Below are 25,372 nucleotides of genomic sequence, written 5' to 3'. Positions count from 1 at the left end.
AGTTTTCTAGGAGATTGCTTAGAAACGTCTAGATAGTGCTACCGCCGGTTGCAGTTGTGCGGTCACGCCACCTCATCCTCTCCGCCGGCAGCGACTTTCCGCAGGCCCCGGTAGGCGCCCTCCGGCGTCTGCCGCCCCGCGACCACTGCCTCGACCTCGGCGGCGATGGGCATGTCCACGTTGTAGTCGCGGGCCAGTTCCATCACGGTGGGAGCGGTCTTCACACCCTCGGCCACCTGCCCCAGCTTGGCGACGGCCTCGTCGACCGTCATGCCGCGGGCAATGAACTCGCCCACCCGCCGGTTGCGCGAACTCGGGCTCATACAGGTGGCGATCAGGTCTCCGACCCCGGTCAGCCCCGCGAACGTCCGCGGGTTCGCGCCCATCGCCTCACCCAGCCGGGTCATCTCGGCCAACCCGCGCGCCAGGACCATCGCGCGCGTGTTGTCGCCGACGTCCAGTCCGTCGGCCATGCCCGAGGCGATGGCCACGATGTTCTTCAGCACCCCGCCGAGTTCGCAGCCCAGCACATCGGTGTTCCGGTACACACGGAACACGGCGGACGCGAACAACGGCTGCAACGCCGTGGCCACCCGGACGTCCTGAGTGGCGACGACCGACGCCGCGGCGAGCCCGTCGACGATCTCCCGCGCAATGTTCGGGCCCGCCAGAAGCCCGACCGGATGCCCGGGCAGGCACTCGGCGATCACCTCGGTGGGTCGTAGCCGCGTTCCCGGCTCCAGCCCCTTCGCCAGCGACAACACCGGCACCCACGCCCGCACCTCGTTGGCGATCTGAGCGAGAGTGCTGCGGACCGCGTGCGACGGCACCCCGACCACGAGAACGTCGGCTTCCTGCGCCGCCTCCACCAGGTCGGCTGTGGAGCGCATGGAGTCGGGGAGTGGGCGGTCGCCGAGATACCGAGAGTTGCGGTGCTCGTTGTTGATCTCGTCGGCCGTGTCCGAGTTCCGCGCCCACAGCAGGGTCGGTGTGTTGTGGGCGGCGAGACCTGCCACCGTCGTTCCCCACGACCCGGCGCCGAGCACGACGACGCGTACCGGGCGGGCCATTACCGATCACCCATCGTGTTGATGCTGTCCATGACCTCAAGCCTGGCACTTGCCGGGCGTTCACGAAGCTGATTCGGCAAGTCCCTGCGGCCGCTAGCATCCATTCATGCGTGGACGAATTGCGGGACTTGCAGCGTGTGTCGGTGTGCTCGTCTCCATGGCAGCCGGTGAAGCGCACGCTGCGCCCCCGCCGCTCGACGACGTGGCGGCAGTGCGAGCCGCCCTCCAGTCGGCCGCCATGCCGATCAGCACCCGCACCGCGCAGTCGATCACGACCACCATCGAGCGCATCGCCGCCGGTACACCGCGATACAACTACTTCCCCCGATCGGTTCATCTCGTCGAGGGCACAGCTCAGCCGTTCCTGTACGACACCACCGCTGCGGACTGCCTCCCTGCCGGTTTCGGAGAGCAAAACGATTCGGTCGGTATCGCGCGAGCGATAGCCGGCCCCGCCGTCGACGAGAACCTGCCTGTCCCTGTCATTCCGCCGGGGAAGGTCAACGTCTTCTTCAGCGGGATGAACACGGCAATGTCGTCGCCGCTGCAGGGCGACCTCGTCGAGGTCGCCTGGCTGAACCTCACCACCATGCAGTCGGGGCGAGCGCCGCTGTATCAGGAGCGACCGGCCGATTACATCGTCACGCTGTCCAACACCCTCGAGACAGGCAGGGGCACAATCGTGTTCGTCGTCTTCGGGAGCATCCTCGACAACACCAGCCGAGCATTGCCGCCGTGTGATTACGCCCCGGTGGTCGGCGTCGTCCAGGCTTGATCGCGCTGTCATGACGCTCGGAGGTGTGCCGGGACCGGGAGCGATGGGGCCGCCGACCGGTAGTGGTGTCCGGTCGGGGTGCCGACGTCGACGAGATGGGTGTGGCCGGGCCGCTGTATCGGTCGGGCCGTCCACCCTGGTGCTTCCTTCGCGTAATTGCAGGCCTCGCACAGCCCGGACCCGTTTCGCGCGGTGGTCTTTCCCAATTTCCTGCGTGAGCGGATGTGGTCGTGATGCCGGATCGGTGCATCGCACCACGGCGTACGACACGTGTGGTCGCGGAGGTCGATCAGCTGTCGCAGGCTCTTCGGGAAGGTGCGGGACTGCGATTCCATCGCGGTCAGCGCCCCCGACTGCGGGCAGGAATACACCCGCTGTAGCGACGTCTCGGTGTCATTGTCGACGGCGTCGGCCACCAGCTGCCGGGCAATCCCGGCCGGCACCGGCCCGAACCCGTGCAGCTGCGCGGCCTCGTGCCCGCCGGAGAGCAGGGTCTCGTCCGAGAGGACCAGATTCACCGCCACTGGGACACCCGACGCCACTGATGCTCCGGTGCCGCGGTCGAACAACAGGTCCACCATCGGCTGATTGCGGGTGCGGCCACCGCTGTTGCCGGTGGCGATCAGGCTGTCCGCATCCCGACCCAGGGTCGCCTGCAGACACACGGCCTGCTCGACCGGCATCAGCACGCTCAGGTAGGCCATCGAGTCCGGCGCGGGGCGTGTTGTGACCCGTCGTTCGGACACAGCCTTGCGGTGCCGGGCCACGACCGCTGCGGCGTCGAGTTCCACCGCCAACGCCTTCGCCCGCGCGATCAGACCACGATCGCCGACCCCGTCGAGAATGGCCGGGTCCGAGCATAACCGGCGGTCCACGATTCAACGATCCGTGGCCGACAGGCACACCGTCTCCCGCACCAACAACGTCGCACGCCATTCGTTCAACCGGCCCGACCGCAACATGGCCAGGGTGTGCGGCATCTCGTGCACCAGAGCCTGCGCGAAACCCAGATGTCGGCCACCGCGGTTCGGAGATTCTCTGCGCGCCAACGCAATCTGCGAGACAATACCGCGGTCCCACTCCGCCTGCGGCAACGCTCGAGCCCTGCGGTCCGCGCGGATACTCGTCGCGACGTCGTCGGTGATCACCGCCTGCACCGCACACCCGACCGATTTCAAAGTCTCGATCGCATCGAGCAGATCTATGCCCAGTCCCGGATCTCCACTTGCCGCCTCGGCGCATTGCAGTCGCGCCGTGAATGTGCGCAATTCCTCGAGAAGTACTGCCCCCACAACCAACCTCCCCCAAGGTCGTTCGAATACATGTTCGACTCTAGCAGCGAAGTCCCGACCGGGCAATGCCCGAATCGCAGGCTGGGTACCGGTGCCGCTCAGCGAAGGCCGACATGTCCCGCCAGCCGTCCCCGCGGGCCGGTGCAGTCGAACCGGAGCCAACGGTCGGGCTCGGCCTCCACGTCGACGGCGGCGTCCTCCCCGACCATCATCCCGAGGTCGACCGGCACCACCCGCCCCGTCAGCGGCTCGCGGCGGACACGCGAGCAGGTCCTCGGCCAGCACCTCGTCACCCGGGCCTGCGCGCCACGTCAGCGGTTGACGACCGACAGGTGCCAGCAGCCGAGTGACCTTGGACGACTCGATGTCCACCGGCTCCGCTATGGGCCCACCGATCGACCCCACCATCTCGGCCCCCGTCTCCGTGGCGGTGACCACCCGTCCATCGGCAAGGGTGATTCCCCGAGGATGGCGTGCGGGTCGCGGCGCTGTCAGGTTGCAGCCTCAGAGTACGGCTCGAGGGAATACGATTTCCAACGTTCCGCGATGAGTTCGGCCATCTCTTCAGGTCTGTCTATTTGTATCCCGCACCCGGTTATTGGAGGAATCGCCCATGCCCCGCACCCGGATCCACAATATGAATATCTCCCTCGACGGCTACGCCGCCGGCGAGCACGTGACGTTCGACGCCCCGATCGGCGGTGCCGAACGGCTATTCGATTGGTTCGACGGACGCGTCATCCACGGGGTCGACCGGGTAGACGCCCCAATTACCCTGGACCGCGCCGTGACCAGCCTGTGGAGCCAGGGCATCGGCGCGGAGATCATGGGCCGTCGCAAGTTCGGCCCCCAAACCGGCGAGTGGCCCGACGACGGGTGGCGGGGCTGGTGGGGCGACGAACCGCCATTTCACACACCGGTGTTCGTCATGAGCCACTACCCACACCCCAGCATCGACTTTCCCAACGGAACCAGCTTCCACTTCGTGGACGCGCCACCCCATGAGGTTCTGCGCATGGCCCAGGAAGCTGCCGGCGGGCGGGACGTCCGGATAGGCGGAGGACCCTCGACCGTGCGGCAGTTTCTGCAGGCCGACTTGATCGACTTCATGCACCTGGTGATCGTGCCCATCGCCCTCGGGCGCGGTGTATTCCTCTGGGAGGGTTTGGCCGGCATCGAAGACCGCTTCACCATCGAGACCGTTACCTCCCCCAGTGGGCTTACCCACCAGTTCTGGAACAAGAACGGCCACGACTGATCCCGGTGGCTGTTGCGACCTCCGTCCGCAATTACCACTTCCGCGCGGTGAGTAGGAGGTATTCCCAGTTCATCACGGTGCTGCCGGTGCCGTGGTCGAAACGACGTGCGAGATCGGCGAGTTCGTGATCCAGTGCGGCGACCCGGGCGGGGTCGTCGGCGATGTTCCGGTACACCGCGATGGTTGGACCGTAGCGGGTCTTGAAGTAGTCACGGAAGTCCTCCGGCGACCGGAATTGATCGATGCGCACGGTGTGTCGGGTTGCCACGATGTCGGTGATGCGGTGGCCGAACAGCGCCCGGACGTGTTCCTCGCGACCCCACAGCGGCGGGGGCTGCGCGCCCGGAGGGGGCGGGGGTGCATACGGTTTCATCGTTGCGAACATCTGGCCGATGAAACCTTCGGGGGTCCAGCTGAGTAGACCGATCGTCCCTCCCGGCCGGCAGACGCGGACGAGTTCGTCGGCGCTGGCCTGATGGTGCGGGGCGAACATGACACCGACGCAGGACATCACGGTGTCGAACTCGTTGTCGGTGAACGGCATCGCCTCGGCGTCGGCCTCGCGCCATTCCACCTCGGCCCCGAGTTCGGCGGCCCGGCGGCGGCCGGCGTCGAACAGTTCGGGGGTGAGGTCACCGGCCACGACGCTCGCACCGGACAGCGCCGCAGGGATGGCGGCGTTGCCGGAGCCTGCCGCGACGTCGAGAACACGGTCACCGGGCCTGACCCGGCTCGCCCGGACCAGGGCGGGGCCGAGGCCGGCGATGATGTCGGTGGCCAGGGTGGGGTAGTCGCCGAGAGCCCACATGGCGCGGTGTTTGTTCTTCAGGTCGCGGTCGGCTCGCACTGCGTCGATCGTGTCATCCATCTCGGTACTCCGGTGGGTCGGCTGCATCGGTCGAGATCCAGCCTGGCCGGATGGTGCTGCCCGGAACAGGCACCCTCGGGGTAGGTTCCCGCCACCTCGAACGTCACTCCTGGTCGCGGAACTGCGCCGCGAGTTCGCTGCGCGAGCGGATGCCGAGCTTCGCGTAGACCCGGGTCAGGTGGTACTGCACGGTCTTGACGGACAGGAACAGCTCGCCGGCCGCCTCCTTGTTGCTGGCTCCGCCGGCGACGAGTTCGGTCACGGCACGTTCCTGCGGAGTCAGTTCCTCGAGCGTGAACCGGCTGCGTTTGAGGTTGAGGCCGCCGGCCTTGAGTTCGCGGTCGCACCGCTGCACGTAGGAGGTGGCTCCGAGCGCGAAATATCCCTCCCGGGCGGCCTGCATGACGGCGTCCGCTTCGCGCCGCTTGCCTGCCCGGCGCAGGGTCTGGCCGTACGCGAAGTTCACGCGGGCGCGGTCGTAGGGGAGGGGAAGGGTGTCGAGGTGCGTCAACGCCGTCTCGAACACGTCCCGGGCGGCATCGATGTCGCCACGCGCGCCTGCGACGCGACCGCGGGCGTAACCGAGACGAGCCATCGCCGATCGGTGCCCGCGCTCGGCGGCGCGTTCCTCGTGCGGGGTGAGGAAGGTGTCCGCGTCGTCGACGCGACCGGCCATCACGAGCGCGTTCGCGTAGACGTCGGGCCACTGCCAGAAGCCCGGCTCGTCGATGCCCTCGCGGGGCTGGAGGCGGGTGAGAGGCTCGAGCGCCCTGATCACTGCGGCGTAGTCGGCCTGCACCTCGGCGCATTGGGCGCGTGCCAGTGAGGACGGAATGAACATCATCGGGTAGTCGTGCGAACTCGCCGCCGCGAGACGGAGGTGCTCGTGCGCAGCGGGCCAGTTTCCGCGCAGCGCGTGTGTCTGCGCGCCGGTCCAGTGCACCAGGGGCCGGACGAGGTCGAGTGCGGCGTCCTCGAGTTGGTGTGCCGCACGGTCGACAGTGGCGATGGCGCCGCTCCAGTCGCCGAGGGCGAATTGCGTTCGCGCCAGCCAGGCCTGCGCCCACAGCGAGATGCGGGTCGAGCCCATCCGGAAGGCCGTGGGGACGGCGCTCTCCAGTTCCTGGCGCGCCGATTCGGGATCGTCCAGTGCCAAGTCGAGCCAACCCCTGGCCATGTCGAAGCGCTGGGACTGGGCACCGAGGGCGATCTTCGCGGACAGCGTGTCGTAGGCGGCCCGTGCCTCCACGATCTGACCCGTGGCAGCGAGTCCGAGTCCCATGATCGCCGCGGATTCGACGGCCGACGGATCCCCCGGATCGACGAGAGCCACGGCCCGGCTGGCCCATTCGACGAGGTCCGGTCCGTGCCAGCGCACGAGTGAGTCCAGGACGCGGCGCTGGCAGATCAGCGCGGCGGTCGCCGGATCGGTGTCCGGGTCGCATGCGGTCCACGACTGGGTGAGCAGCAGATCGGCCTCCGCGGGTCGTCCCCGGAGGATTGCGAGGTAGCCGAGTACGGCATCGCGTAACGGACTTTCGGGGAAGCTCTCGATCTCCGGCGCGAAAGCCAGCGCCTGGGGAAGGTTGCTGGCACCGACGAGAGCGTCGACGGCCCGGATGAGGCGTTGTTCGCGTTCGCCGCGGTCCACGGTGAGGCGGCTCGACTTGATCAATGCGTCCGCGACGGCCGACCACGCCCCGACGGTCGCCCGCTGCGCAGAGTAGGTGTCCAGTTCGTCCGCGAGCGCGGGGTCGGCGAACGGCGCGGCCGCGGCGCGATGGTCCAGCCGCCTGCCTTCGTCCTCGACGATCTGTGCGGCATGATCATGCAGGTCACGGAGCCGGATGGGTCCGAGGCTGCGGTAGACGGCGGCCCGGGTCAGTGGCGACGGGAAGGTCAGCACGGTCACGCCGCGATGCTCACCGACGGTGAGGAGGCCCGCCCGATGGATTTCGTCGAGCGCTTCCACTGGGTGCTCGATGCCCGCGAGCGCGGCGGCGTCGGCGAATCGGGGATCCCCGGCGAGTACGGCCGCCGATTCGACGAGTGCCCGGGCAGGCGCTGAGCACGCCGACAGTTGTGACTGCACTTTCGCGGCGAACGTGCGGGGCACCGGGAGCACTGGCTGCCACTGGCTCCACGCGCTCGGGTCGACTTCCTGCAGAAGTTGCGTGAGGTGTCGTGGATTCCCCGCCGTGTGCTGAACGAGCTGGTGCGCCACCGGGGCCGGAAGGTCGAGATGCGCAAGGGTATTCGCAAGTCTGCGGGTGTCGGACGCATCGAGCGGACGGACGTGGATCGGATGCCGGCAATGCCGGTCGAGGAGGTCGAGGACGTCCGCGGGAACACCCTCAGGAGGTTCCGAGTTCGTGATGAGGACGATCATTGCCGGTCGGTCCAGCAGATGCACAGCGGAGGTCAGCGCCTGCAATGAGGCGAGGTCTGCCCACTGCGCATCGTCGAGCACGAAGACGAACGGAACGTCACCGGCAGGCGGATCCACTGCAGCGACGAGTTCGCGGGCGACGTCGACGGGGTCCTCCGACGTCACGGCCTCCCCGAGGAGCTGTTCGGCGACGCCGAAGGGATGGCCCGACGCCCACGGGGCGCAGACCGCGAAGAACGCGGGCAGGTCGGGATGCGCCGCGAGGAAGTGTTCCACCAAGGTGGTCTTGCCGATGCCCGGCACGCCTTCGACGACCACGACGACGGGCGCGTTCTCGCCCGCCTCACGCAGGATCGACTCTAGTTCGGCGAGTTCGCGGGAACGCCCGACGAGCTCGATGTTCCCTGGATCCCTCACACCACTCACCGTATCGCGGCGCCTGATTTCGGCGTGTTCCTGGCGAAAACTGGGAACGCTTGTACCGTGAGGTTAGAAGCTGCTGGTCAGAACGACTACGAGTCGAGGGATTCGGTGCATCCATGACGACGGAGGCGAGCTCCACGAAGTTGGAGCGAGTGGCGATCCGCTTTGCCGGAGACTCCGGCGACGGCATGCAGTTGACCGGCGACCGGTTCACGTCGGAGGCGGCGGCGTTCGGCAACGACCTCGCCACCCAGCCCAACTTTCCTGCCGAGATCCGGGCGCCCCAGGGCACGCTCCCCGGTGTGTCGTCGTTCCAGATCCAGATCGCGGACTACGACATCCTCACGGCCGGCGACCGCCCGGACGTCCTGGTCGCGATGAACCCGGCGGCGTTGAAGGCGAACCTGGCCGATCTGCCGCGCGGCGGCATGATCATCGTGAACACGGACGAGTTCACCAAGCGGAATCTCGCGAAGGTCGGATACGCCACGAGCCCCCTCGACGACGACTCCCTCGAGGACTACGTGGTGCATCCGGTGGCGATGTCGACGTTGACGGTCGGCGCGGTCGAACCCGCCGGACTGAGCCGGAAGGACGGCGAGCGGGCGAAGAACATGTTCGCGCTCGGACTGCTGTCGTGGATGTACAACCGCCCCACGCACAGCATCGAGCGGTTCCTGCAGACCAAGTTCGCAGCGAAGCCGCAGATCGCGGAGGGCAACCTGCTCGCGTTCAAGGCCGGGTGGAATTACGGGGAGACGACGGAGAGTTTCGCGACCACCTACGAGGTGTCCGCGGCGACGCTCCCACCGGCCACCTATCGCCAGGTCACCGGGAACACGGCCCTGGCCTACGGGGTGGTGACCGCGGGACGGCTGGCGTCGCGGGACGTCTTCCTCGGCACCTATCCGATCACGCCGGCGTCGGACATCCTGCACGAGCTGAGCAAGCACCGGAATCTCGGCGTCACCACGTTCCAGGCCGAGGACGAGATCGCCGGAATCGGCGCGGCGCTGGGCGCGTCGATCGGGGGTGCGCTCGGCGTGACGAGCACGTCCGGACCCGGACTGGCGCTGAAGAGCGAAGCCATCGGGCTGGCGGTGATGACGGAGGTCCCGCTGCTCGTCATCGACGTCCAGCGCGGTGGACCGTCCACCGGGCTCCCGACGAAGACCGAGCAGTCGGATCTGTTGCAGGCGATGTACGGACGCAACGGCGAGTCGCCGGTCGCGGTGATCGCGCCGCGCTCACCCGCGGACTGCTTCGATGCCGCCGTCGATGCCGCCCGGATCGCGTTCACATACCGCACACCGGTGCTGTTGCTGTCGGACGGCGCCATCGCGAACGGCAGCGAACCGTGGGCCATCCCGGACGTTTCCGAACTGGACCGGATCGACCCCGGTTGCGACACGGCGCCACCGTTGGACGGCGAATTCGCGCCGTACGCCCGCGACCGGGAGACGCTCGCGCGTGCAATGGCGATACCGGGAACGCCGGGGCTCGAACACCGCATCGGCGGACTCGAGAAGGCCGACGGCAGCGGCGACATCTCCTACGATCCCGCCAACCACGACCTCATGGTGCGGTTGCGCCAGGCCAAGATCGACGGAATCGCCGTTCCCGACGCGGTCGTCGACGACCCCTCGGGTGAGGCCGACCTGCTGCTCGTCGGGTGGGGCAGCTCGTACGGACCTATCGGTGAGGCCTGTCGGCGTGCTCGCCGTGAGGGCAAGAAGGTGGCCCACGTGCACGTACGCAACATCAACCCACTGCCCGCCAATCTCGGTGCGGTGCTGCGTAGCTACGGGACCGTCGTCGCACCGGAGATGAATCTGGGCCAGCTCGCGATGATCCTCCGTTCGAGGTTCCTCGTCGACGTGCAATCGGTGACCAAGGTGCGGGGGCTCGCCTTCCTCGGCGACGAGCTGCACGACGTGATCGACTCCGCGCTGGCCGGAACGTTGCGTGAGCACGAGCTCGCGAAGACGTCCGACGCGCTCGCGTCGGCGACTTACCGATCGACCGGACCCCGGCAGGAGGAATCGGCGTGACACGGATGATCAGTCGTGTCGGTGCGGATCTGGGCCTGAGCGCCACCGCGCACGTGCCCAGGACCGACGAACCGCAAAAGGCCAAGGACTTCGCGTCGGACCAGGAGGTCCGGTGGTGTCCGGGGTGCGGCGATTACGTCATCCTCGCCACGATCCGAAGTTTCCTGCCGGAGTTGGGACTCCGACGCGAGAACCTGATGTTCGTCTCCGGTATCGGTTGCTCGAGCCGGTTCCCGTACTACCTGGACACGTACGGCCTGCACTCGATCCACGGTCGTGCGCCCGCCATCGCGACGGGTCTCGCGGTGACGCGCCCCGACCTGTCGGTGTGGGTGGTGACCGGCGACGGCGACGCACTGTCGATCGGGGGCAACCATCTCATCCACGCCCTGCGGAGAAACGTCAACATGACGATCCTGCTGTTCAACAACAGGATCTACGGGCTGACCAAGGGGCAGTACTCGCCGACCTCGGAGGTCGGCAAGGTCACCAAGTCGACGCCGCTGGGGTCGGTGGACCACCCGTTCAACACGCTGTCCCTCGTGCTGGGAGCCGAGGCGACCTTCGCGGCCCGAGCCATGGACTCGGACCGCAAGGGGCTGACGGAGGTGCTGCGGCAGGCGGCTGCGCACCGCGGCACGTCGTTCGTGGAGATCTACCAGGACTGCCCGATCTTCAACGACGGCTCGTTCGACGTCCTACGCAAGGACGGTTCGGAGCAGCGCCTCATCCCGCTGACCCACGGCGAGCCGATCGTCTTCGGCGGAGCGGGCGAATACTGCGTCGTCCGATCGGGTTTCGGTCTGAAGGTGGTCGCGACCGCAGACGTCGACCGGGACGACATCGTCGTGCACGACGCCCACACCGACGACCCCGACTACGCGTACGCACTGTCGAGGCTCTCGGACCAGGACCTCACCCACACCGTGACCGGTGTGTTCCGCAGTGTCGTGCGGGACACGTACGACGACATGGTGCGCCTGCAGAACGAGATCGCGCGGGAGAAGGACCCCGTCGACGACGGCTCGCTGCAGCGCCTGCTGACCGGTCACGACACCTGGACGGTGGAGTAGGCGGCTTCGCCGGTGCCCGCCACCTCGGCGCGGGTGACCCGTGCACGCGGAACGAAGAACGTCACGATCCCGCCCAGGACGGCGATGCCCGCGAAGACGTAGAACGCCACCTGGCTGCTGATGCCCGCGCTGATCAGTGCTCCGCCGATCAGTGGGCCGAAGATGCCGCCCAGCCGGCCGAATCCGGCGCACCACGCCACCCCGGCGCCGCGCGCGGACGTCGAGTAGTAGTTGGAGACGAAGCCGTAGATCAGGACCTGGGTGCCGATGGTGCCGACTCCGGCGACCGCGACGGACGCGAGCAGCACCGGCAGCGGGAAGCCGAGCGTCAGGAGGATCAGGGCGAGTGCGGCGAGACCGAATGTCGTGGCGACGACGCGTTGCGGTCCGATGCCGTCGGCGACCTTGGAGGCGATCAGGCCGCCGAGGATCGCGCCGCCGTTGAGGACGAGCAGGAACGACAACGAACCCTTCGCGTTGAAACCGGCGTCCTCCATGATCTTCGGAAGCCACGTGTTGAGTCCGTACGTGAGCAGCAGGCCGGAGAAGCTCATCATTCCGAGAAGTGCAGTGCCCCAGACGTAACGGCGCGTCGCGAGTGCGGCGAAGCCGACCTTCTCGGCCGAGGCCCGTTCCGCGGCGATCTCGTCGGCGCCGGGCATCGGGATGCCCGTGCGTTCGGAGATGCGGCGGGCCTTGTCCTCGTGGCCGCGGGCGACGAGCCACTTCGGCGACTCGGGCAGTTTCACGAGCGCCAGCGGCAGCAGGATCACGATGGGCAGTGCGCCGATCCAGAAGAGGCCGCGCCAGCCGATCGTGTCGCGCAGGACGATCGCGAGGAGGGATGCGAGCACCCCGCCGGCGGGGACGCCGCTGTAGACGATGGCGTTGTACAGGTTCCGCTTTCCGGGAGGGGCGAACTCCGCCACCATCGCACCGGCAGTGGCGACGAGGCCACCGACCCCGATACCGGTGAAGAATCGCAGCAGGCCGAACATGGTGACGTTGGTGGCCAACGCGGCGAGCCCCATTCCGATGGAGAACCACGCGATGTTGACGAGCATCATCCGCCGCCGGCCCAGGTAGTCGCCCACGGCGCCGGCGGTGAGTGCGCCCACCATGACACCGATGAGCGCGTACGAGCCCAGTGCACCGGCCTGCTGCGCGGAGATCTCGCCGAGCTGGCCGGGATCGTTCATCAACGTCGGGAGGATGGTGCCGTACACGACGAGGTCGTAGCCGTCGAAGATGATCGCGATCGTGGCGATCGCGACGACCCACGTGACGGCACTGCGGTGTCTCGGACTCGCCCAGGTATCGGGGGTGGTGGATGGGTTCATGGTGATCTCCGCTCGGTGGGTGTGACGGGGAACCGGGCCGAACTCGTAAGTGTGCTGCGTCACAATCGAATTCGGCTAAAGAAATGCCCCATCGGCGAGACGATGCAATGCGCCCCGCCGATGAGGCGGTCGAGATCTGTGGGCAGCTAGCCGAGGTCGCCACCGGCGACGGGCAGTACCGTCCCGGTGATGTAGGTGGCCTCGTCGGAGGCCAGGAAGACGATGGCCGAGGCCTGCTCGTCCAGCGTTCCGTACCGCTTCAGCAGGGAGGAGTCGACGGTCTGGTCGACGATCTGCTGGTACCAGGCCTTCTCCTGATCGGTCTCCGCGCCGGGGCCGCGGGGAACGCGGCGAGCGGGCGCCTCGGTGCCGCCGGGTGCGGTGGCCACCACGCGGATTCCGTACTGTGCGGCTTCGAGAGCGAGTGACGCGGTCAGGGCGTTGACCCCGCCCTTCGACGCCGCGTAGGGCACGCGGTTGACACCCCGCGTGGCCACCGAGGACACGTTGACGATGGTGCCCGACTCCTGCGCGATGAGGTGGGGGAGGACGGCGCGGCACGTCCACAGGGTCGGGAACAACGACCGCTGCACCTCCGCCTGGATCTGCTCGGCGGTGTAGTGCTCGTACGGCTTGGCCCAGATGGTGCCGCCGACGTTGTTGATCAGCACGTCGAGCCGGCCGTGCTGCTGCCGCGCCTCGTCGATCGCCGCCTCGGCGTCGGCGAACTGTTCCAGATCGGCGGTGATGCTGTGCGCGTCGGTGCCGTTCTCGCGCAACCCCTTCGCGACGTCGTGGACGAGTTCGGCGCGGTCGATCAGGATCAGCGACGCACCCTCGGCCGCGAGTCGGGTCGCGACCGTCAGGCCGATGCCCTGTGCTGCGCCGGTGACCGCGACGACCTTGCCGTCGAAGCGGTGCGGAGTGACGAGTCCACTCATGCGACGGCACTCCTCTCGATGGCGCGGCACATGGTGGCCTTGGCGTGCGCGCTGTGGCTGACGATCAGGTCGTGGGCGGCGGCCCGGTCACCCTTCTCGAAGGCGGCGACGATGTCGAGGTGGTCGTGCTGGATGTGCTCGTCCACCCAGTCCGCGGTGCGGAGCACCTTTGTCATGAGCTGCGTGACCTCCAGGCGGTTGTACGCCTCGAGGAGCACGTCGTTGGCGGTGCACCGGAACAGGAATTCGTGGAATGCGGCGTTGGTGTCGGTAAAGGCGCCGGCGTCCGTGAAGTGGTCGTTCTCGATCGATTCGCACGAGGTCTCGGCGAGGATCCGGTACTCGGACAGCTGTTCCTTCGTCATCCGGCCGATGGTCAGTTCCATCGCCCCGAGTTCGAGCGCCATGCGGGCGTCGAACTGTGCGTCCGACTCGGACAGCGGCTGGTGTTCCTCGCCGATCTCGTACTCGGGGGCCGCCTCGAGGGCGTCGGCCGCCGGCGGTGCGGACGCCTCGGACCCACTCGGTGTCGCGGCGTTGTTGAACTTCTCGAAGTAGAAGTTCGCCGGCGTGATGCCCTCCGACTTCAGGTGGTCGCGCACCGCCTCGACCATGGGAGGCGGACCGCACAGGTACACGTCCACGTCGCCGTCGTTCAGGTGTGCGGGCTCGAACAGGCCGGTGACGTATCCCTTGTTCGGTGCACTGCTCGCCGGGTCGGACACGCAGTAGTCGAACGTGAACTGGGGCAGCGACTTCGTGTACTCCTCGAGCTTGTCCAGTTCCACCAGGTCCGCGTCGGACGAGACTCCGTAGACCAGGTGCACGGGGTGGTCGGCGGCGTCGGTGCGCATCTTGTCGAGGATCGACAACAGCGGGGCCAGCCCGGTGCCGCCGGCCAGCAGCAGGGCGCGACGCTTCTGCTCACGCAGGAAGAAGCTTCCCATCGGGCCGGTGAACTCGAGCGTGTCGCCGACCTGTGCGCGGCTACGCAGGTACTCCGACATCAGGCCGCCGTCGGTGATCTTGACCAGGAACGACAGTTCCTTCGACGTGGGTCCGGTGCTGAACGAGTACGAGCGCGTCGCTTCGGTCCCGGGAACGGTGATGTTCACGTACTGGCCGGGGAGGAAAACCAGGTCGTCCCGGTTCGCGATCTCGATCGTGAACCCGATAGTGGTGTCGGAGAACTTACGGATCTCCGTGACCGTCGACGAGAACGTGCCTGCGGCGGTCTTCGCGACGTCGGACGTCGTCGGGATCTGCAGCACCAGATCACTTTCCGGCATCATCTGGCACGGAAGGCAGTAGCCCTGTTCCGCCTCTTCGTCGGTGAGCGCTTCCTCGATGTAGTCGCCGCCGTCGTACGTGCCGGATTCGCAGAGCGACTTGCAGGTGCCGCACGCCCCGTCTCGACAGTCGAGGGGAATGTTGATGCGCGCGCGGTAGGACGCGTCGGCGACCGTCTCGTCGCCGTCACACTTGATGAAGCGGGTGATCCCGTCCTCGAAACTCAGTGCAACTTGGAAAGTCATGGAAAACAGCTCGATTCGCGAAGAATGGGGAAGAAATCAGATGTGGTAGATGTCGACCACGTGGTGGATGTAGTCGTTCTTGAGCACGACCTTCTTCTTCAGGATCAGAGGCTGCTCACCAGAGAAGTCGATGGTGTAGAACGAATTCCCGAAGTACGTGTCGACCGTGTTGTACCGGAAGTAGAGCGTGAACCAGTTGAACCGGACGTCCACGACGTCGCCGCGACGGTCGGTGACCTCGACGTTCGAGATGTTGTGACCGGTGCGGGGTTCCGGAAGGCTCGTCGCGCTCGACCGGTCGGTCTTGATGCGGAACACCCGGTCCTCGATGCCACCACGGTTGGCGTAGTAGATCAGGGAGATCTCGGTCATCGGGTCGGTGGTCAGTTCACCGTCGTCGGCCCACGCCGGCATCCAGAACTCGGAGTCGGGGTGATAGCACTCGATCCACTTCTCGAACTCGCGGTCGTCGAGGTAGCGGGCCTCACGGTAGAGGAACTGCTCGATGGCGTGCTGGGTGACAGTGCTTTCGGCTACTGCAGTCATGTTCGTCGTCTCCCTCAGCGGTTGTTCGCGGCAACGTCGGCGTCGAGCGCCTTGGTGAGCGCTTGTACCCAGTAGCCGTGCTGGATCGGGTAAAGGCCCTCGTCCTCGGTCTTCACACCACTGGAGATGGGATTGATGCCGATCTTCTTCGCACCCTCGTCGGGGCCCTGGAGTTGGTGGGTGACACCGCGGCTGAGGTCGTTGAACGGTGCGGCTCCGGCCTGGTACGTCTTCTGGCAGGAGCGGAACTCCTCGAGATCGTCCGGGGTGGCCATGCCGGTGGCGTTGAAGAAGTCCTCGTACTGGCGGATGCGGGCGGCACGTGCCGTGCGGCTCTCACCCTTGGGGGCGATGCAGTAGATGGTGACCTCGGTCTTGTCGACGGAGATCGGACGGAAATGCCGGATCTGCGAACCGAACTGGTCCATCAGGTACACGTTCGGGTACAGGCACAGGTTGCGGGACACACCGATCATCCAGTCGGCGCGATCCTCCCCGTACTCGGCGACCAGTTCGTCGCGACGCTCGTTCAGCGGACGGTTGGCGGGGTCGGCCCACTTCGTCCACAGCAGCAGATGACCGTTGTCGAACGAGTAGTAGCCGCCCTGCTGCTTCGACCACTTGCCGGCGTCCATCGCCTTCGTGGCGTTGGTGGACTCGCCCGACTCCCGGCGCGACGTGGTCGCGGCGTAGTTCCAGTGGGTAGCGGACACGTGGTAGCCGTCGGCACCGTTCTCGGTCTGCAGCTTCCAGTTGCCGTCGTACGTGTAGGTGGACGCACCGCGCAGGACCTCGAGGCCGTCGGGCGACTGGTCGACGATCATGTCGATGATCTTCGTGGTGTCACCGAGGTGCTCCTCGAGCGGCGGGACGTCGGCGTTGAGGCTGCCGAACAGGAAACCGCGGTAGTTCTCGAACCGCGCGACCTTGGTGAGGTCGTGAGAGCCGTCCTTGTTGAACTGTTCCGGGTAGCCGGCCTCACGCGGGTCCTTGACCTTGAGGAGCTTGCCCGAATTGTTGAACGTCCAGCCGTGGAACGGGCAGGTGAACGTGGTCCGGTTGTCCGTCTTGCGCCTGCACAACATGGCGCCGCGGTGGCTGCACGCGTTCACCAGGGCGTTGAGTTCGCCCTCCTTGTTGCGGGAGATCACGATCGGCTGGCGGCCCATGTACGTGGTGAAGTAGTCGCCGACATTCGGGATCTGGCTTTCGTGGGCCAGATAGATCCAGTTGCCCTCGAAGATGTGCTTCATCTCGAGTTCGAACAGGTCCTCGTCGGTGAAAACGCTACGTCGCACCTGGTAGCGGCCGGTTTCCGCGTCCTCGATGAGCGCGTCGGCCAGCTTGGCGCGCACGTCGTCGGACGGCGCTGTGTACAGGGTTTCAGTCATGGGATCCTCCAAGATCTCCGGGGGGCTTGCGCCCTGCGAGGGCGCCCGGGTCCGGCAATGGATTCCACTCTTGCAGCCTGTGCGCTGCATCACACTAGGCATTTACCGAGTACTGACTAGGACGTGTTCGGCATGCGTACGCCGAGGCTCGGAGGGCCTCGGCGTACGCATCGGGGTGCCGTAATCACGCGGCGGGCGTGAACTTCTCCCGGAAGATGCGTCGCGGAGCCATGCGCCGGCGCTTGAACGCCTTGACGCCGGCGTCGACCATCGCCGGCGGCCCGCACAGGTACCCGGAGTAGCCGCGACAGGTGTCGAAGTCCTCCACGAACGCGTCGGTGACGTAGCCGGTCCGGCCGGACCACGTCGCATTGCTCAGACACGGAACGTATCGGAACCCCGGGTGCGCGCGTTCCCACTCCCGAAACAGGTCCGCTTCGTACAGGTCGGCTGCTTCCCGCACGCCGTGGTACAGGTGGATTGCGCGCCCCGGTGCGACGGTGAGTGCTTGGTGGACGATCGATTTCAGCGGGGCGAGGCCCGTTCCGCCGCCCAGCAGGATCATCGGACCCTCGTCCTCCGGATCGAGACGGAAGTCCCCGAGCGGCCCCACCATGTCGACGCGCTCGCCGACGGACAGCGTGCCGAAGACCCAACCGTCCGTCGCGACTCCGCCCAGCTGCCTGCGGATGTGGAACTCGAGTTGTTTCGACTCGCCCGGCGTGTTCGCCATCGAGTACTGGCGGCGGTGGTCGGTGCCGGGTATTCGCAGTTCGACGTACTGCCCCGCGGAGAATTCGAGCGGGCTGTCGAGCGTGACGAGAACCCGCCGCGTGTCACGGGCGACGTCCTCGATCGCGCTCACGGTGCCGACGACGTCTCGCAGTGCGTGGACGGTGCCTGCGGGCGCCGCGTCGAGGCGCTCCACCACGGTGTCACCGAGCGGAGTGGCCTGGCAGGCCAGGGCGAATCCCTGCTCACGCTCGGCCCGGGTCAGCGTGTTCTCGGGCGAGCGCCCGTGGTCGACCGACCCCGATACGACCCGCAGCTTGCACGTTCCGCACGTGCCCTGGTTGCAAGAGTTCGGCATCCACACGCTGCCTCGGAGGAAGGCGTCCAGAAGCGGCTGGTCGGGGCGGCATTCCACCCTGTCCGCGGCGACCGAGACGGTGAAGGTCACGGCTACACCTCCCACGTGGTCCGGAGGGCGGTCGGGCCGCGGAAACCCCAGCCCCAGAACTCCACGTCCGCGCCGGAGTCACGTTCGAGGTTCGGGATCGCCTCGAACAACTCCTCGAGGCCGATGCGGCAGACGTGGTTCGCGAAGTAGATACCCGCGCACGCGTGGTTGCCGGAACCGAACGCCAGGTGGGGGAGCGGGGGGCGCGTCATGTCGTAGTCGGAGGGGGCGTCGTAGACAGCGGTGTCGTGGTTGGCCGAACCGTAGGACAACAGGACCACGGATCCCTCGGGAAGGAACACGTCCCCGAGCGTGACGTCCTTGGTGCTGATGCGGGCCGTGGCCGACCAGATCGGCGAGGTCCAGCGCATTCCCTCGGAAATTGCCCGCGGAATCAGCGCGGGCTCGTCGATGACGGCCTCCAGTTGCTCGGGGCGGGTGAACAGGCCCACGAGTGTCGATGCCATTCCGTGCCCGGGTTCCTGCATCGCGCCCAACAGGTAGACGAAGAGCGTGGGGTAGATGTACTCGCGGTCGCGGACTTGTCCTTCGGGCATGCCGTCGTGCAGCCAGTGCGAGATGGCGCTGTCGTCCGGTTCGACGGTCCACTTGTCGATGAGCGGATCGACGACGGCCCGGATCTCTGCCTTGGCCTCGTCGCCCTGCACGAATCCCTCCGGGTTCGTGAACTCGCCGTCCGCGTCCACCCCGGCATTGGTGAAGGAGTTCGACAGCCGGTGGAACCAGTCACGCAACGTGTCCGAGCTGACGTCGTTCAACCCCAGCAGGTCACCGAGTGCGCGCACGCTGACGGGTTCGCAGTACTGCGAGACCAGATCGGCCTTGCCGTCGTTCTCGAACTGCTCCACGTAGCGCCGCGCGATGGGGCGGACGAGTCCGTCGACCCAACGGTCCACCTCCGACGGTTGCAGTGCGGGGTCGACCATCGAGCGGAGGTCGCGGTGGATCTCGCCGTTGACGCCGATCACCGCAGGGTGACCGAACGTGCGGCCGCCGGCCTTGGTGATGATCCCCTCGAAGTCGGGGCTGTTGGCGATGGTGCGGCACAGGTCGGCGGTGGTCGCGACGAACGAGCCGAGGACTGGGACGTAGGCCAGCGGCGCCTCGGCGCGCAGCCGCTCGTAGACGGGGTACGGGTTGCGCTCGAGTTCCGTCATCGTGATCTCGTCGATCCAAGAGAGGGTGGCGGTCATCTGAATCTCCTCATTCAAAGCAACTGCTCGGAAACAACTTTCGTTGTGTGAGCGGGGTGAGGAAGAAGGTAGGCCGTCGCAGGAGGGTGGTCTAGCCACTCTGCGCGGTCTCTGGACCATCTGCGCGACTACTTGTGATTGCGGTCTCAGTTATCCTCGACTGGGCGTGACGACACGGTTTCAATGAGGTCGGAACGATTCTTCAGTGAGGCAGGTGCATGACGATGGCATCGACGATCACCGAAACCCAGGACTGGGATGCGGCGTCGAGGGCGGTGGCCGGTGCGTACTTTCCCCACACGTTGACCGACTTGTCGCCGAACGGAGCGATGAAGCTGTCGATGCGGACCGTTGACCTCGGCCCCGTCACTCTCGGGAGGCTGGGCTGGGGTGCCGACGTGTCGATCGAGTGCGACTATCCGGATGCGTACGAGATCAACATTCCGCTGTCCGGTTCGCTGGAGTCCTGTTCGCAGGGCGACACGGTGCTGTCTCGGCCCGGTCAGGCCACGGTCTTCCGGGCGGACGAGCCGACCCTGATCACCCGGTGGAGCGGCGACTGCTCTGTGCTCGGCGTCAAATTCGACAGCGCCTACCTCGAGCAGGAGGCTGACCGGATCCTCGGCTCCGACCTGCGGCCCGGGCTGCACCTGCCCTCGCAGATCGATCTCACCGAGGCCCCGGGACACAGCTGGTTTCGTCTGGTGCGCTCATTGACCGCGCAACTGCGGGAGCCGGCCGACCTCCTGGCTAACCCGGTGGTCGGCCCACAGCTCGCCGGCGCGATCACCTCGGCGTTCGTCCTGGCCGTCACGCCCGACGAGGAGGTGCGCGGGGGCGCACCCCGACCGCGAATCGTCAAGCGAGTGCTCGACGGACTCAACGACGACCCAGCCCGCGCCTGGACGGCAGCCGACATGGCCGAATTGGCGGGTACCAGCGTCCGCCGGTTGCAGGAAGGGTTTCGCGAGTACGTCGGGCGCAGTCCGTCGGAATGCCTCCTCGACATCCGCCTGAGTCGCGCCGACGCCGACCTGAGGGCACTGGAACCCGGTGTCACGGTCTCCGAGGTCGCTGCCCGGTGGGGGTTCACCCATGCGGGCCGGTTCTCCGCCGCGTACCGCCGGCGGTACGGCAAATCCCCGTCAGAGCTGATGCGCTTCTGACGGGGATTGCGTGGGTGTGCGGTTACTTGTTGCCGAAGTACGAGACGTCGTCGTTGCCGATGAGGTCGGGGACCGTCCAGCCGTCGAGGTCGTATTCGGACAGGCACTGCTCGGCGAAGCCCTTCATGGAGGCGACGTCGCCACGGTTCTCGGCGGCGAACAGCAGTTCCGCCTTGACGTTTTCGTGGTTGCCGGAGTAGTTGCGCTCGTAGAGTTCGTGCCGGCCGCCGAACTCACTGCCGATCGAATCCCACAGTGCCTTCATGATCTTGACGCGTTCGACGGCGGTCATGCCGTCGGAGCCGCGGACGTACTTGTCGAGGTACGGGCGGACGTCGGGGCTCTTGAAGTCGCGGGCGCTCGAGGGCAGGTAGATCAGACCGGACGCGACGTCCTGTTCGATGATCTCTTTGATCCGCGGGTAGCCCTGGATCATGAACATGCGGTACGTGAGGCCGTACTCGAGCTTCGGGATGACGGTGTCGCCGATCCACGGCTCGGGGTTGCGTGCCATCGATTCGGTGAGTGACCAGAACAGGTTTCGCCAGCCGATGACCTCACCGACGCGGGTCTGCACGCCACGGAAACCGCCTGCGCCGGTGGCGTCGAGTGCCTTCATCAGCATGCCGGCGATGAAGTCGAGTTTCACGGCGAGACGGGTGCAGCCCTGGAAGGTGAAGCGGGGCAGGAATCCGGATTGCGGGAAGAAGCCGTTGATCTTGTCGACGTCGCCGTACATGAAGACGTTCTCCCACGGCACGAGCACCTTGTCGAAGATGAAGATGGTGTCGTTCTCGTCCATGCGGCTCGACAGCGGGTAGTCGAACGGGGTGCCCATCACGGCCGCGTTCTGGGTGAACGAGGACCGGCAGATCAGCTTCACGCCCGGTGCGTCCATCGGGACGGTGCAGATGAGGGCGAATTCCTTCTTCTTGATCGGCAGGCCGTAGTGCGCGATGAAGTTGTAGTTGGTGATGGCCGAGCCGGTGGCCACGACCTTGGCGCCGGAAACGATGAGGCCGGCGTCGGTCTCCTTCTCCACCTTCATGAACACGTCGCCGACCTCGTCGGGCGGGAGCTGGCGGTCGACAGGCGGGTTGATGATCGCGTGGTTCCAGTAGAGAACCTTTTCCTGCGATTCCTTGTACCAGCGCTCGGCGTTGTCCTGGAACGGGGAGTACAGCTCCTTGTTGGCATGCAGGGTGCCGAGGAAGGACGCCTTGTAGTCGGGGGACCGGCCCATCCAGCCGTACGTCATGCGCGCCCAGGTGGCGATGGCGTCGCGTTCCTTCAGCAGGTCGTCCGAGGAGGTGGGTGCCTTGAAGAACGGCATCGTGACGCCGCCGTTGCCGGTGTCGGTGGGGGTGGTGACCTTGTCGACGTGTTCGCCGGTGTGCATCGAGTCGTAGAGGCGTGCGGTCATCCGGATGGGGTTGCGGAACGCCGGATGCGTGGTGACGTCCTCGACGCGCTCGCCGTGCAACCAGATCTCGCGGTCGTCGCGCAACGACTCGATGTACTCGTCACCGGTCATCGGCCGCGACGCGAAGTTCGCGGTGCGGTTGGCTTCGCAGTCTGCGGCCGGGTTGACCTTCGTCGGGTCGAGCGCGGTCTCGGGAGCGCTTTCGGTGGTGGTCATGGAATGTCCTTTCGGATTCGGCGGTCAGTTGACGGGCTGAAGATGGAACGGGGTGAAGGAGGTGGTGGAGTCGAACCAGCCGTTGTTCGGATCGTCCATCGATCCGTTCCACGCGGCCGACGCGGACGGTGAGCCGAGGTCGTGGAAAGTGCTCCGGTAGAACAGCAGCGGGTCCTTGCCGCTGGATTCGGCCGCGACGATCTCACCGATGAAGATGATGTGATCGCCGCCGTCGTACTCGGCCCACGGCCGGCACGACAACGTGGCGGCGGCACCGCAGATGATGGGGGCGGTCGGCCCGTCGGCCCATACGGGTTCGGGGTTCTGCGGGCGCCCGGCGAAATGCATCGCGGTGTCCACCTGGTCGGCGGCGAGAATGTTGACGGCGAACGGTGCCTTGCTCAAGTAGTTGCAGGCCTTGGACTTTCGGGTCAGGGTGATCTGGCACAGTCTCGGCTCGATCGAGACGGCGGTGAAGGCGGTGACCGTCGCTCCGTGCGGCAGGCCCTCGGAGTTGGCGCACGTGATGACCGTGACTCCGCTGGCAAACTGCCCGAAAATGTTCCGGAGTTCGCGTTGCTCCATGGTCGGAGCCTCCCTTCCTGTCCGGGGCGCTGATGAGGTACGGACGAAAGTACGACCGTGGGCACGGTGCGTCGATCCGCTGAGCGCGGAGGTAATCCGCTTTGCGCGGTGACTTGGATCACGCCGGAAATTGCAATCGAAGGTGTCCGTAGTCACACTGGTGCCATGCAGCCCGCGTCCAAGCTGATTCGCCCCGAAGATTGGGACGAAGCGTCGCACGTGGTGTCGGACGTGTACTTCCCGCACCGGCTGACCCCGCTGAACAGCTCGAACGCGGGCAACACAATCGCGGAGGCGGTCGAACTCGGGCCCGTGAAGATCACTCATATCGGCTGGGGCGCCGACGTGTCGATTCAGTCCGACCACCCCGGCGCGTATGCGATCAACGTGCCGCTGTCGGGGCATCTGGAATCGGTGACCGGCAAGCACGAGGTGTCGTCCGTGCCCGGGGCGGGAACGATCTGCCCGCCCGACACGACGACGCTCATCACCGACTGGAGCAAGGACTGCTCCATCATCGGCGTGCGCGTCGACCGCGACCACCTGCACCGCGAGATGGCGCGGATCCTGGCGCGGCCGGGACTGCGTCTGCCCCCACAACTGGACCTGACCAGTGAGAACGGTGCCAGCTGGCTGGCGCTGGTGCGGTCGCTGCTCGACCAGATGCTGCGGTCGGACGGCATCTACACGAACCCCCTCGTCGCCGAGCAACTGTCGGGGGCGGTCACCACGGCGCTGGTCCTGGCAGCGATCCCGGATGACGAGACGGCCGGTGCCGGTACCCGGCCCCGCATCGTCAAGCGTGTCATCGACGAGATCCACGCCGACCCTGCGCGGGCGTGGACGGCGGCCGAGATGGCCGGGATCGCGGGCGTCGGGATCCGTCGCCTGCAGGAGGGATTCCAGGAGTACGTCGGGGTGAGCCCCCGCGACTACCTGCTGGACGTCCGGCTCGAACGTGTCCACGACGACCTGCTGCGCGCGGACGGTTCGTCGACGGTCGCCGAGGTCGCGATGCGCTGGGGTTTCACCCACACGGGCCGGTTCGCAGCGGCGTACCGCCGGAAGTACGGCGTGGCGCCCTCGGAAGCGCTCCGGGGCTGACGGCCGGCGTCAGCTCACATAGGAGAAGATCGTCGCCATACCGGCGGCAAGGTGATAGTCGTTGTGGCAGTGCGTAATCCACTGGCCAGGGTTGGTCGTGTCGATGTCGGCGGCGACGGTCTGCCCGGGGAGCACGATCACGGTGTCCTTCCGCGGTCCCGAACCGTCCGACCGGGCGACGGCGAACGTGTGCCCGTGCAGGTGCATGGGGTGGAACATCATCGTGGGGTTCGTATAGACCAGCCGCACTCGCTGGTCCCGGTGGACGGTCAGCGGGGTGTGGTCGGGGTAGGCCTTGCCGTTCACCGTCCACACGTACTGCATCATGTGGCCGCCGAGCGACGCCTCCAGGGTGACACCCGCGTCGACGACGGGTAACCGGACGGCGTCGGCGGCCCGCAGGCCGACCATGGTGAGTGGGGGAGGGCCCAGCTCACGGGGCGCCACGGCGGGGTCGGGGGCCGTACCGCCGCCGGTGCGCACCACCGCGAATGCCTGCGCGCCCTTCCCCTCGGCGACCGCGACCAGCGGGAACACCCCGTCCTGAAGGGTGACGACGGCGTCGTACCGCTCGCCCATGCCGATCAGCACCGAGTCGGTGTCGACCGGTTCGACGGGGAAACCGTCCGTGTCCGTCACGGTCAGCCGGTGGCCACCCAGCGCGACCCGGAACGCGGTGTCGTCGCCCGCGTTGATCAGCCGGATGCGGGCTCGCTGCCCCGGCCGTGCGGTGAAGACGGTCGGATCGCCGGGTGGTTTCCCGTTCAGCAGGTACACCGGGTACCGGACGTCGCCGGAGTCACCGCCGAGCACGCGCGACGTCATCTCGGGCATGGACGTCATCCGCCCGCCGTGGAGTTCGTCGAAGACCTGCGAGGGCGTGCGGTCGGTCAACCAGTCGGAGAGCACGACGACGAACTCGGCGTCGTAGTTCGCGGGAGCCCCGGGATCGTCGATGATCAGAGCCCCGTACAGCCCTCGGCCGCGCTGGAGATCGCCGTGCGTGTGGTACCAGTACGTGCCCGGGTCGGGCGGGATGAAGTCGTAGACGAACTCTGTGTCCGCCGGTATCGGAGCCTGCGTGACATCTGGGACCCCGTCCATGTCGTTGCGGATGGCCAGCCCGTGCCAGTGCACGGTGGTGGAATCCGGCAGCTGGTTGCGAAACCGCACCTGGACCCTGTCCCCGACGTTCGCCCGCAGGATCGGGCCCGGCAGCTGCGCGTTGTACAGCCACGCAGCAGTGCGTTTACCTGCGATGTCGACGTCGGACTGCGTCGCGGAGAGCTCGTAGGCGACCGGCCTCCCACCGGGAAATCGCCGGGACTCGGCCTCGGCGAACGCGCGCACCTCAGGAGAGCCGGGTCCGATCGGGGCCTCGGTGTCGTCGGTGCGGGCGCAGGCCCCGGTGAGCCCGAGGAGTGCAGCTCCGGCTCCCCACTGCAGCACGCGCCGCCGGGACAACTGCACGTCGAGTGGACGGTTCCCAGGCATCCCGCTCCTTCCGCGGGTAGACCGTTTCCCGTGACGCT

The 25,372-nt window shown here is 66.9% G+C and carries 20 protein-coding genes and 1 pseudogene; 6 read left to right on the top strand and 15 right to left on the bottom strand.

Annotated elements, in window-relative coordinates; genetic code table 11:
* Nucleotides 1–62 precede the first annotated feature (62 nt).
* Nucleotides 63–1,070: an NAD(P)H-dependent glycerol-3-phosphate dehydrogenase gene (locus FND50_RS30180; RefSeq protein ID WP_144288126.1), complete on the bottom strand. Its 1,008-nt coding sequence runs from the start codon at nt 1,068–1,070 to the stop codon at nt 63–65.
* A 106-nt stretch (nt 1,071–1,176) separates the two neighbouring features.
* Here FND50_RS30180 and FND50_RS30175 point away from each other — a divergent pair, with 106 nt between their 5' ends.
* Entirely contained in the window at nt 1,177–1,845 is a 669-nt protein-coding gene (locus FND50_RS30175; protein WP_144288125.1) for a hypothetical protein, read from the top strand.
* A gap of 8 nt (nt 1,846–1,853) precedes the next feature.
* Here the strand turns inward: FND50_RS30175 and FND50_RS30170 are convergent.
* Nucleotides 1,854–3,137, bottom strand: a pseudogene (locus FND50_RS30170) (HNH endonuclease).
* A 98-nt stretch (nt 3,138–3,235) separates the two neighbouring features.
* On the bottom strand, nt 3,236–3,367 hold the full coding sequence (locus tag FND50_RS37215; RefSeq protein WP_259465681.1) for a hypothetical protein: 132 nt from the start codon (nt 3,365–3,367) through the stop codon (nt 3,236–3,238).
* Nucleotides 3,368–3,750: 383 nt separating this feature from the next.
* On the opposite strand from FND50_RS37215, the gene FND50_RS30160 reads away from it, so the two are divergent.
* Complete coding sequence (locus tag FND50_RS30160) at nt 3,751–4,395, top strand: dihydrofolate reductase family protein (protein WP_144288124.1); 645 nt, start codon at nt 3,751–3,753, stop codon at nt 4,393–4,395.
* Nucleotides 4,396–4,426: 31 nt separating this feature from the next.
* On the opposite strand, the gene FND50_RS30155 is transcribed toward FND50_RS30160, so the two are convergent.
* Together FND50_RS30155 and FND50_RS30150 are read right to left on the bottom strand one after the other, a co-directional pair.
* A complete protein-coding gene (locus tag FND50_RS30155; RefSeq protein ID WP_144288123.1) occupies nt 4,427–5,263 on the bottom strand; it encodes a class I SAM-dependent methyltransferase in 837 nt (278 codons plus the stop codon).
* 103 nt (nt 5,264–5,366) lie between these two features.
* On the bottom strand, nt 5,367–8,069 hold the full coding sequence (locus FND50_RS30150; RefSeq protein WP_144288122.1) for a LuxR family transcriptional regulator: 2,703 nt from the start codon (nt 8,067–8,069) through the stop codon (nt 5,367–5,369).
* Nucleotides 8,070–8,191: 122 nt separating this feature from the next.
* Between FND50_RS30150 and FND50_RS30145 the strand changes: the two genes are divergently transcribed.
* Both FND50_RS30145 and FND50_RS30140 read left to right on the top strand, forming a co-directional pair.
* On the top strand, nt 8,192–10,126 hold the full coding sequence (locus FND50_RS30145) for a 2-oxoacid:acceptor oxidoreductase subunit alpha (protein WP_144288121.1): 1,935 nt from the start codon (nt 8,192–8,194) through the stop codon (nt 10,124–10,126).
* Nucleotides 10,127–10,131: 5 nt separating this feature from the next.
* Nucleotides 10,132–11,199, top strand: a complete 1,068-nt coding sequence (locus tag FND50_RS30140; protein WP_144289198.1) for a 2-oxoacid:ferredoxin oxidoreductase subunit beta — start codon at nt 10,132–10,134, stop codon at nt 11,197–11,199.
* Here FND50_RS30140 and FND50_RS30135 read toward each other — a convergent pair.
* From FND50_RS30135 to FND50_RS30105, 7 genes are all read right to left on the bottom strand, one after another.
* Nucleotides 11,175–12,539 (bottom strand): aromatic acid/H+ symport family MFS transporter, encoded by a 1,365-nt coding sequence (locus FND50_RS30135; protein ID WP_120661420.1) that lies wholly within the window; start codon nt 12,537–12,539, stop codon nt 11,175–11,177. The genes FND50_RS30140 and FND50_RS30135 overlap by 25 nt on opposite strands.
* Nucleotides 12,540–12,685: 146 nt before the next feature.
* Entirely contained in the window at nt 12,686–13,480 is a 795-nt protein-coding gene (locus FND50_RS30130; RefSeq protein WP_144288120.1) for a 1,6-dihydroxycyclohexa-2,4-diene-1-carboxylate dehydrogenase, read from the bottom strand.
* Nucleotides 13,477–15,015, bottom strand: a complete 1,539-nt coding sequence (benC, locus tag FND50_RS30125; protein ID WP_144288119.1) for a benzoate 1,2-dioxygenase electron transfer component BenC — start codon at nt 15,013–15,015, stop codon at nt 13,477–13,479. The genes FND50_RS30130 and benC overlap by 4 nt, the downstream gene beginning before the upstream one ends.
* A gap of 36 nt (nt 15,016–15,051) precedes the next feature.
* The gene (benB, locus tag FND50_RS30120) at nt 15,052–15,561 is read right to left on the bottom strand and encodes a benzoate 1,2-dioxygenase small subunit (RefSeq protein WP_007297190.1); all 510 of its coding nucleotides are present in this window, start codon (nt 15,559–15,561) and stop codon (nt 15,052–15,054) included.
* Nucleotides 15,562–15,575: 14 nt separating this feature from the next.
* Nucleotides 15,576–16,952 carry a benzoate 1,2-dioxygenase large subunit gene (gene benA / locus FND50_RS30115; protein ID WP_120660447.1) on the bottom strand — a complete coding sequence of 459 codons (1,377 nt, stop codon included), beginning with the start codon at nt 16,950–16,952 and terminating at the stop codon, nt 15,576–15,578.
* 184 nt (nt 16,953–17,136) lie between these two features.
* Entirely contained in the window at nt 17,137–18,132 is a 996-nt protein-coding gene (locus FND50_RS30110; RefSeq protein ID WP_144288118.1) for a 2Fe-2S iron-sulfur cluster-binding protein, read from the bottom strand.
* A gap of 2 nt (nt 18,133–18,134) precedes the next feature.
* Complete coding sequence (locus FND50_RS30105) at nt 18,135–19,346, bottom strand: cytochrome P450 (RefSeq protein WP_144288117.1); 1,212 nt, start codon at nt 19,344–19,346, stop codon at nt 18,135–18,137.
* Between the two features lie 218 nt (nt 19,347–19,564).
* On the opposite strand from FND50_RS30105, the gene FND50_RS30100 reads away from it, so the two are divergent.
* Nucleotides 19,565–20,512 carry an AraC family transcriptional regulator gene (locus FND50_RS30100; RefSeq protein WP_144288116.1) on the top strand — a complete coding sequence of 316 codons (948 nt, stop codon included), beginning with the start codon at nt 19,565–19,567 and terminating at the stop codon, nt 20,510–20,512.
* Between the two features lie 22 nt (nt 20,513–20,534).
* Here the strand turns inward: FND50_RS30100 and FND50_RS30095 are convergent, their stop codons facing one another.
* Both FND50_RS30095 and FND50_RS30090 read right to left on the bottom strand, forming a co-directional pair.
* The gene (locus FND50_RS30095; protein ID WP_144288115.1) at nt 20,535–22,151 is read right to left on the bottom strand and encodes a 4-hydroxyphenylacetate 3-hydroxylase family protein; all 1,617 of its coding nucleotides are present in this window, start codon (nt 22,149–22,151) and stop codon (nt 20,535–20,537) included.
* A 24-nt stretch (nt 22,152–22,175) separates the two neighbouring features.
* Nucleotides 22,176–22,736: a flavin reductase family protein gene (locus FND50_RS30090; RefSeq protein WP_037231006.1), complete on the bottom strand. Its 561-nt coding sequence runs from the start codon at nt 22,734–22,736 to the stop codon at nt 22,176–22,178.
* Between the two features lie 165 nt (nt 22,737–22,901).
* Here FND50_RS30090 and FND50_RS30085 point away from each other — a divergent pair, with 165 nt between their 5' ends.
* Entirely contained in the window at nt 22,902–23,840 is a 939-nt protein-coding gene (locus FND50_RS30085; RefSeq protein ID WP_144288114.1) for an AraC family transcriptional regulator, read from the top strand.
* Nucleotides 23,841–23,849: 9 nt separating this feature from the next.
* Here the strand turns inward: FND50_RS30085 and FND50_RS30080 are convergent, their stop codons facing one another.
* Nucleotides 23,850–25,334 carry a multicopper oxidase family protein gene (locus FND50_RS30080; RefSeq protein ID WP_144288113.1) on the bottom strand — a complete coding sequence of 495 codons (1,485 nt, stop codon included), beginning with the start codon at nt 25,332–25,334 and terminating at the stop codon, nt 23,850–23,852.
* Between the last annotated feature and the right edge of the window lie 38 nt (nt 25,335–25,372).

The organism is Rhodococcus sp. WB9 (assembly GCF_007558985.1).
Classification (GTDB): domain Bacteria; phylum Actinomycetota; class Actinomycetes; order Mycobacteriales; family Mycobacteriaceae; genus Rhodococcus_F; species Rhodococcus_F opacus.
This window is presented reverse-complemented; position numbering and strand designations above follow the sequence as displayed.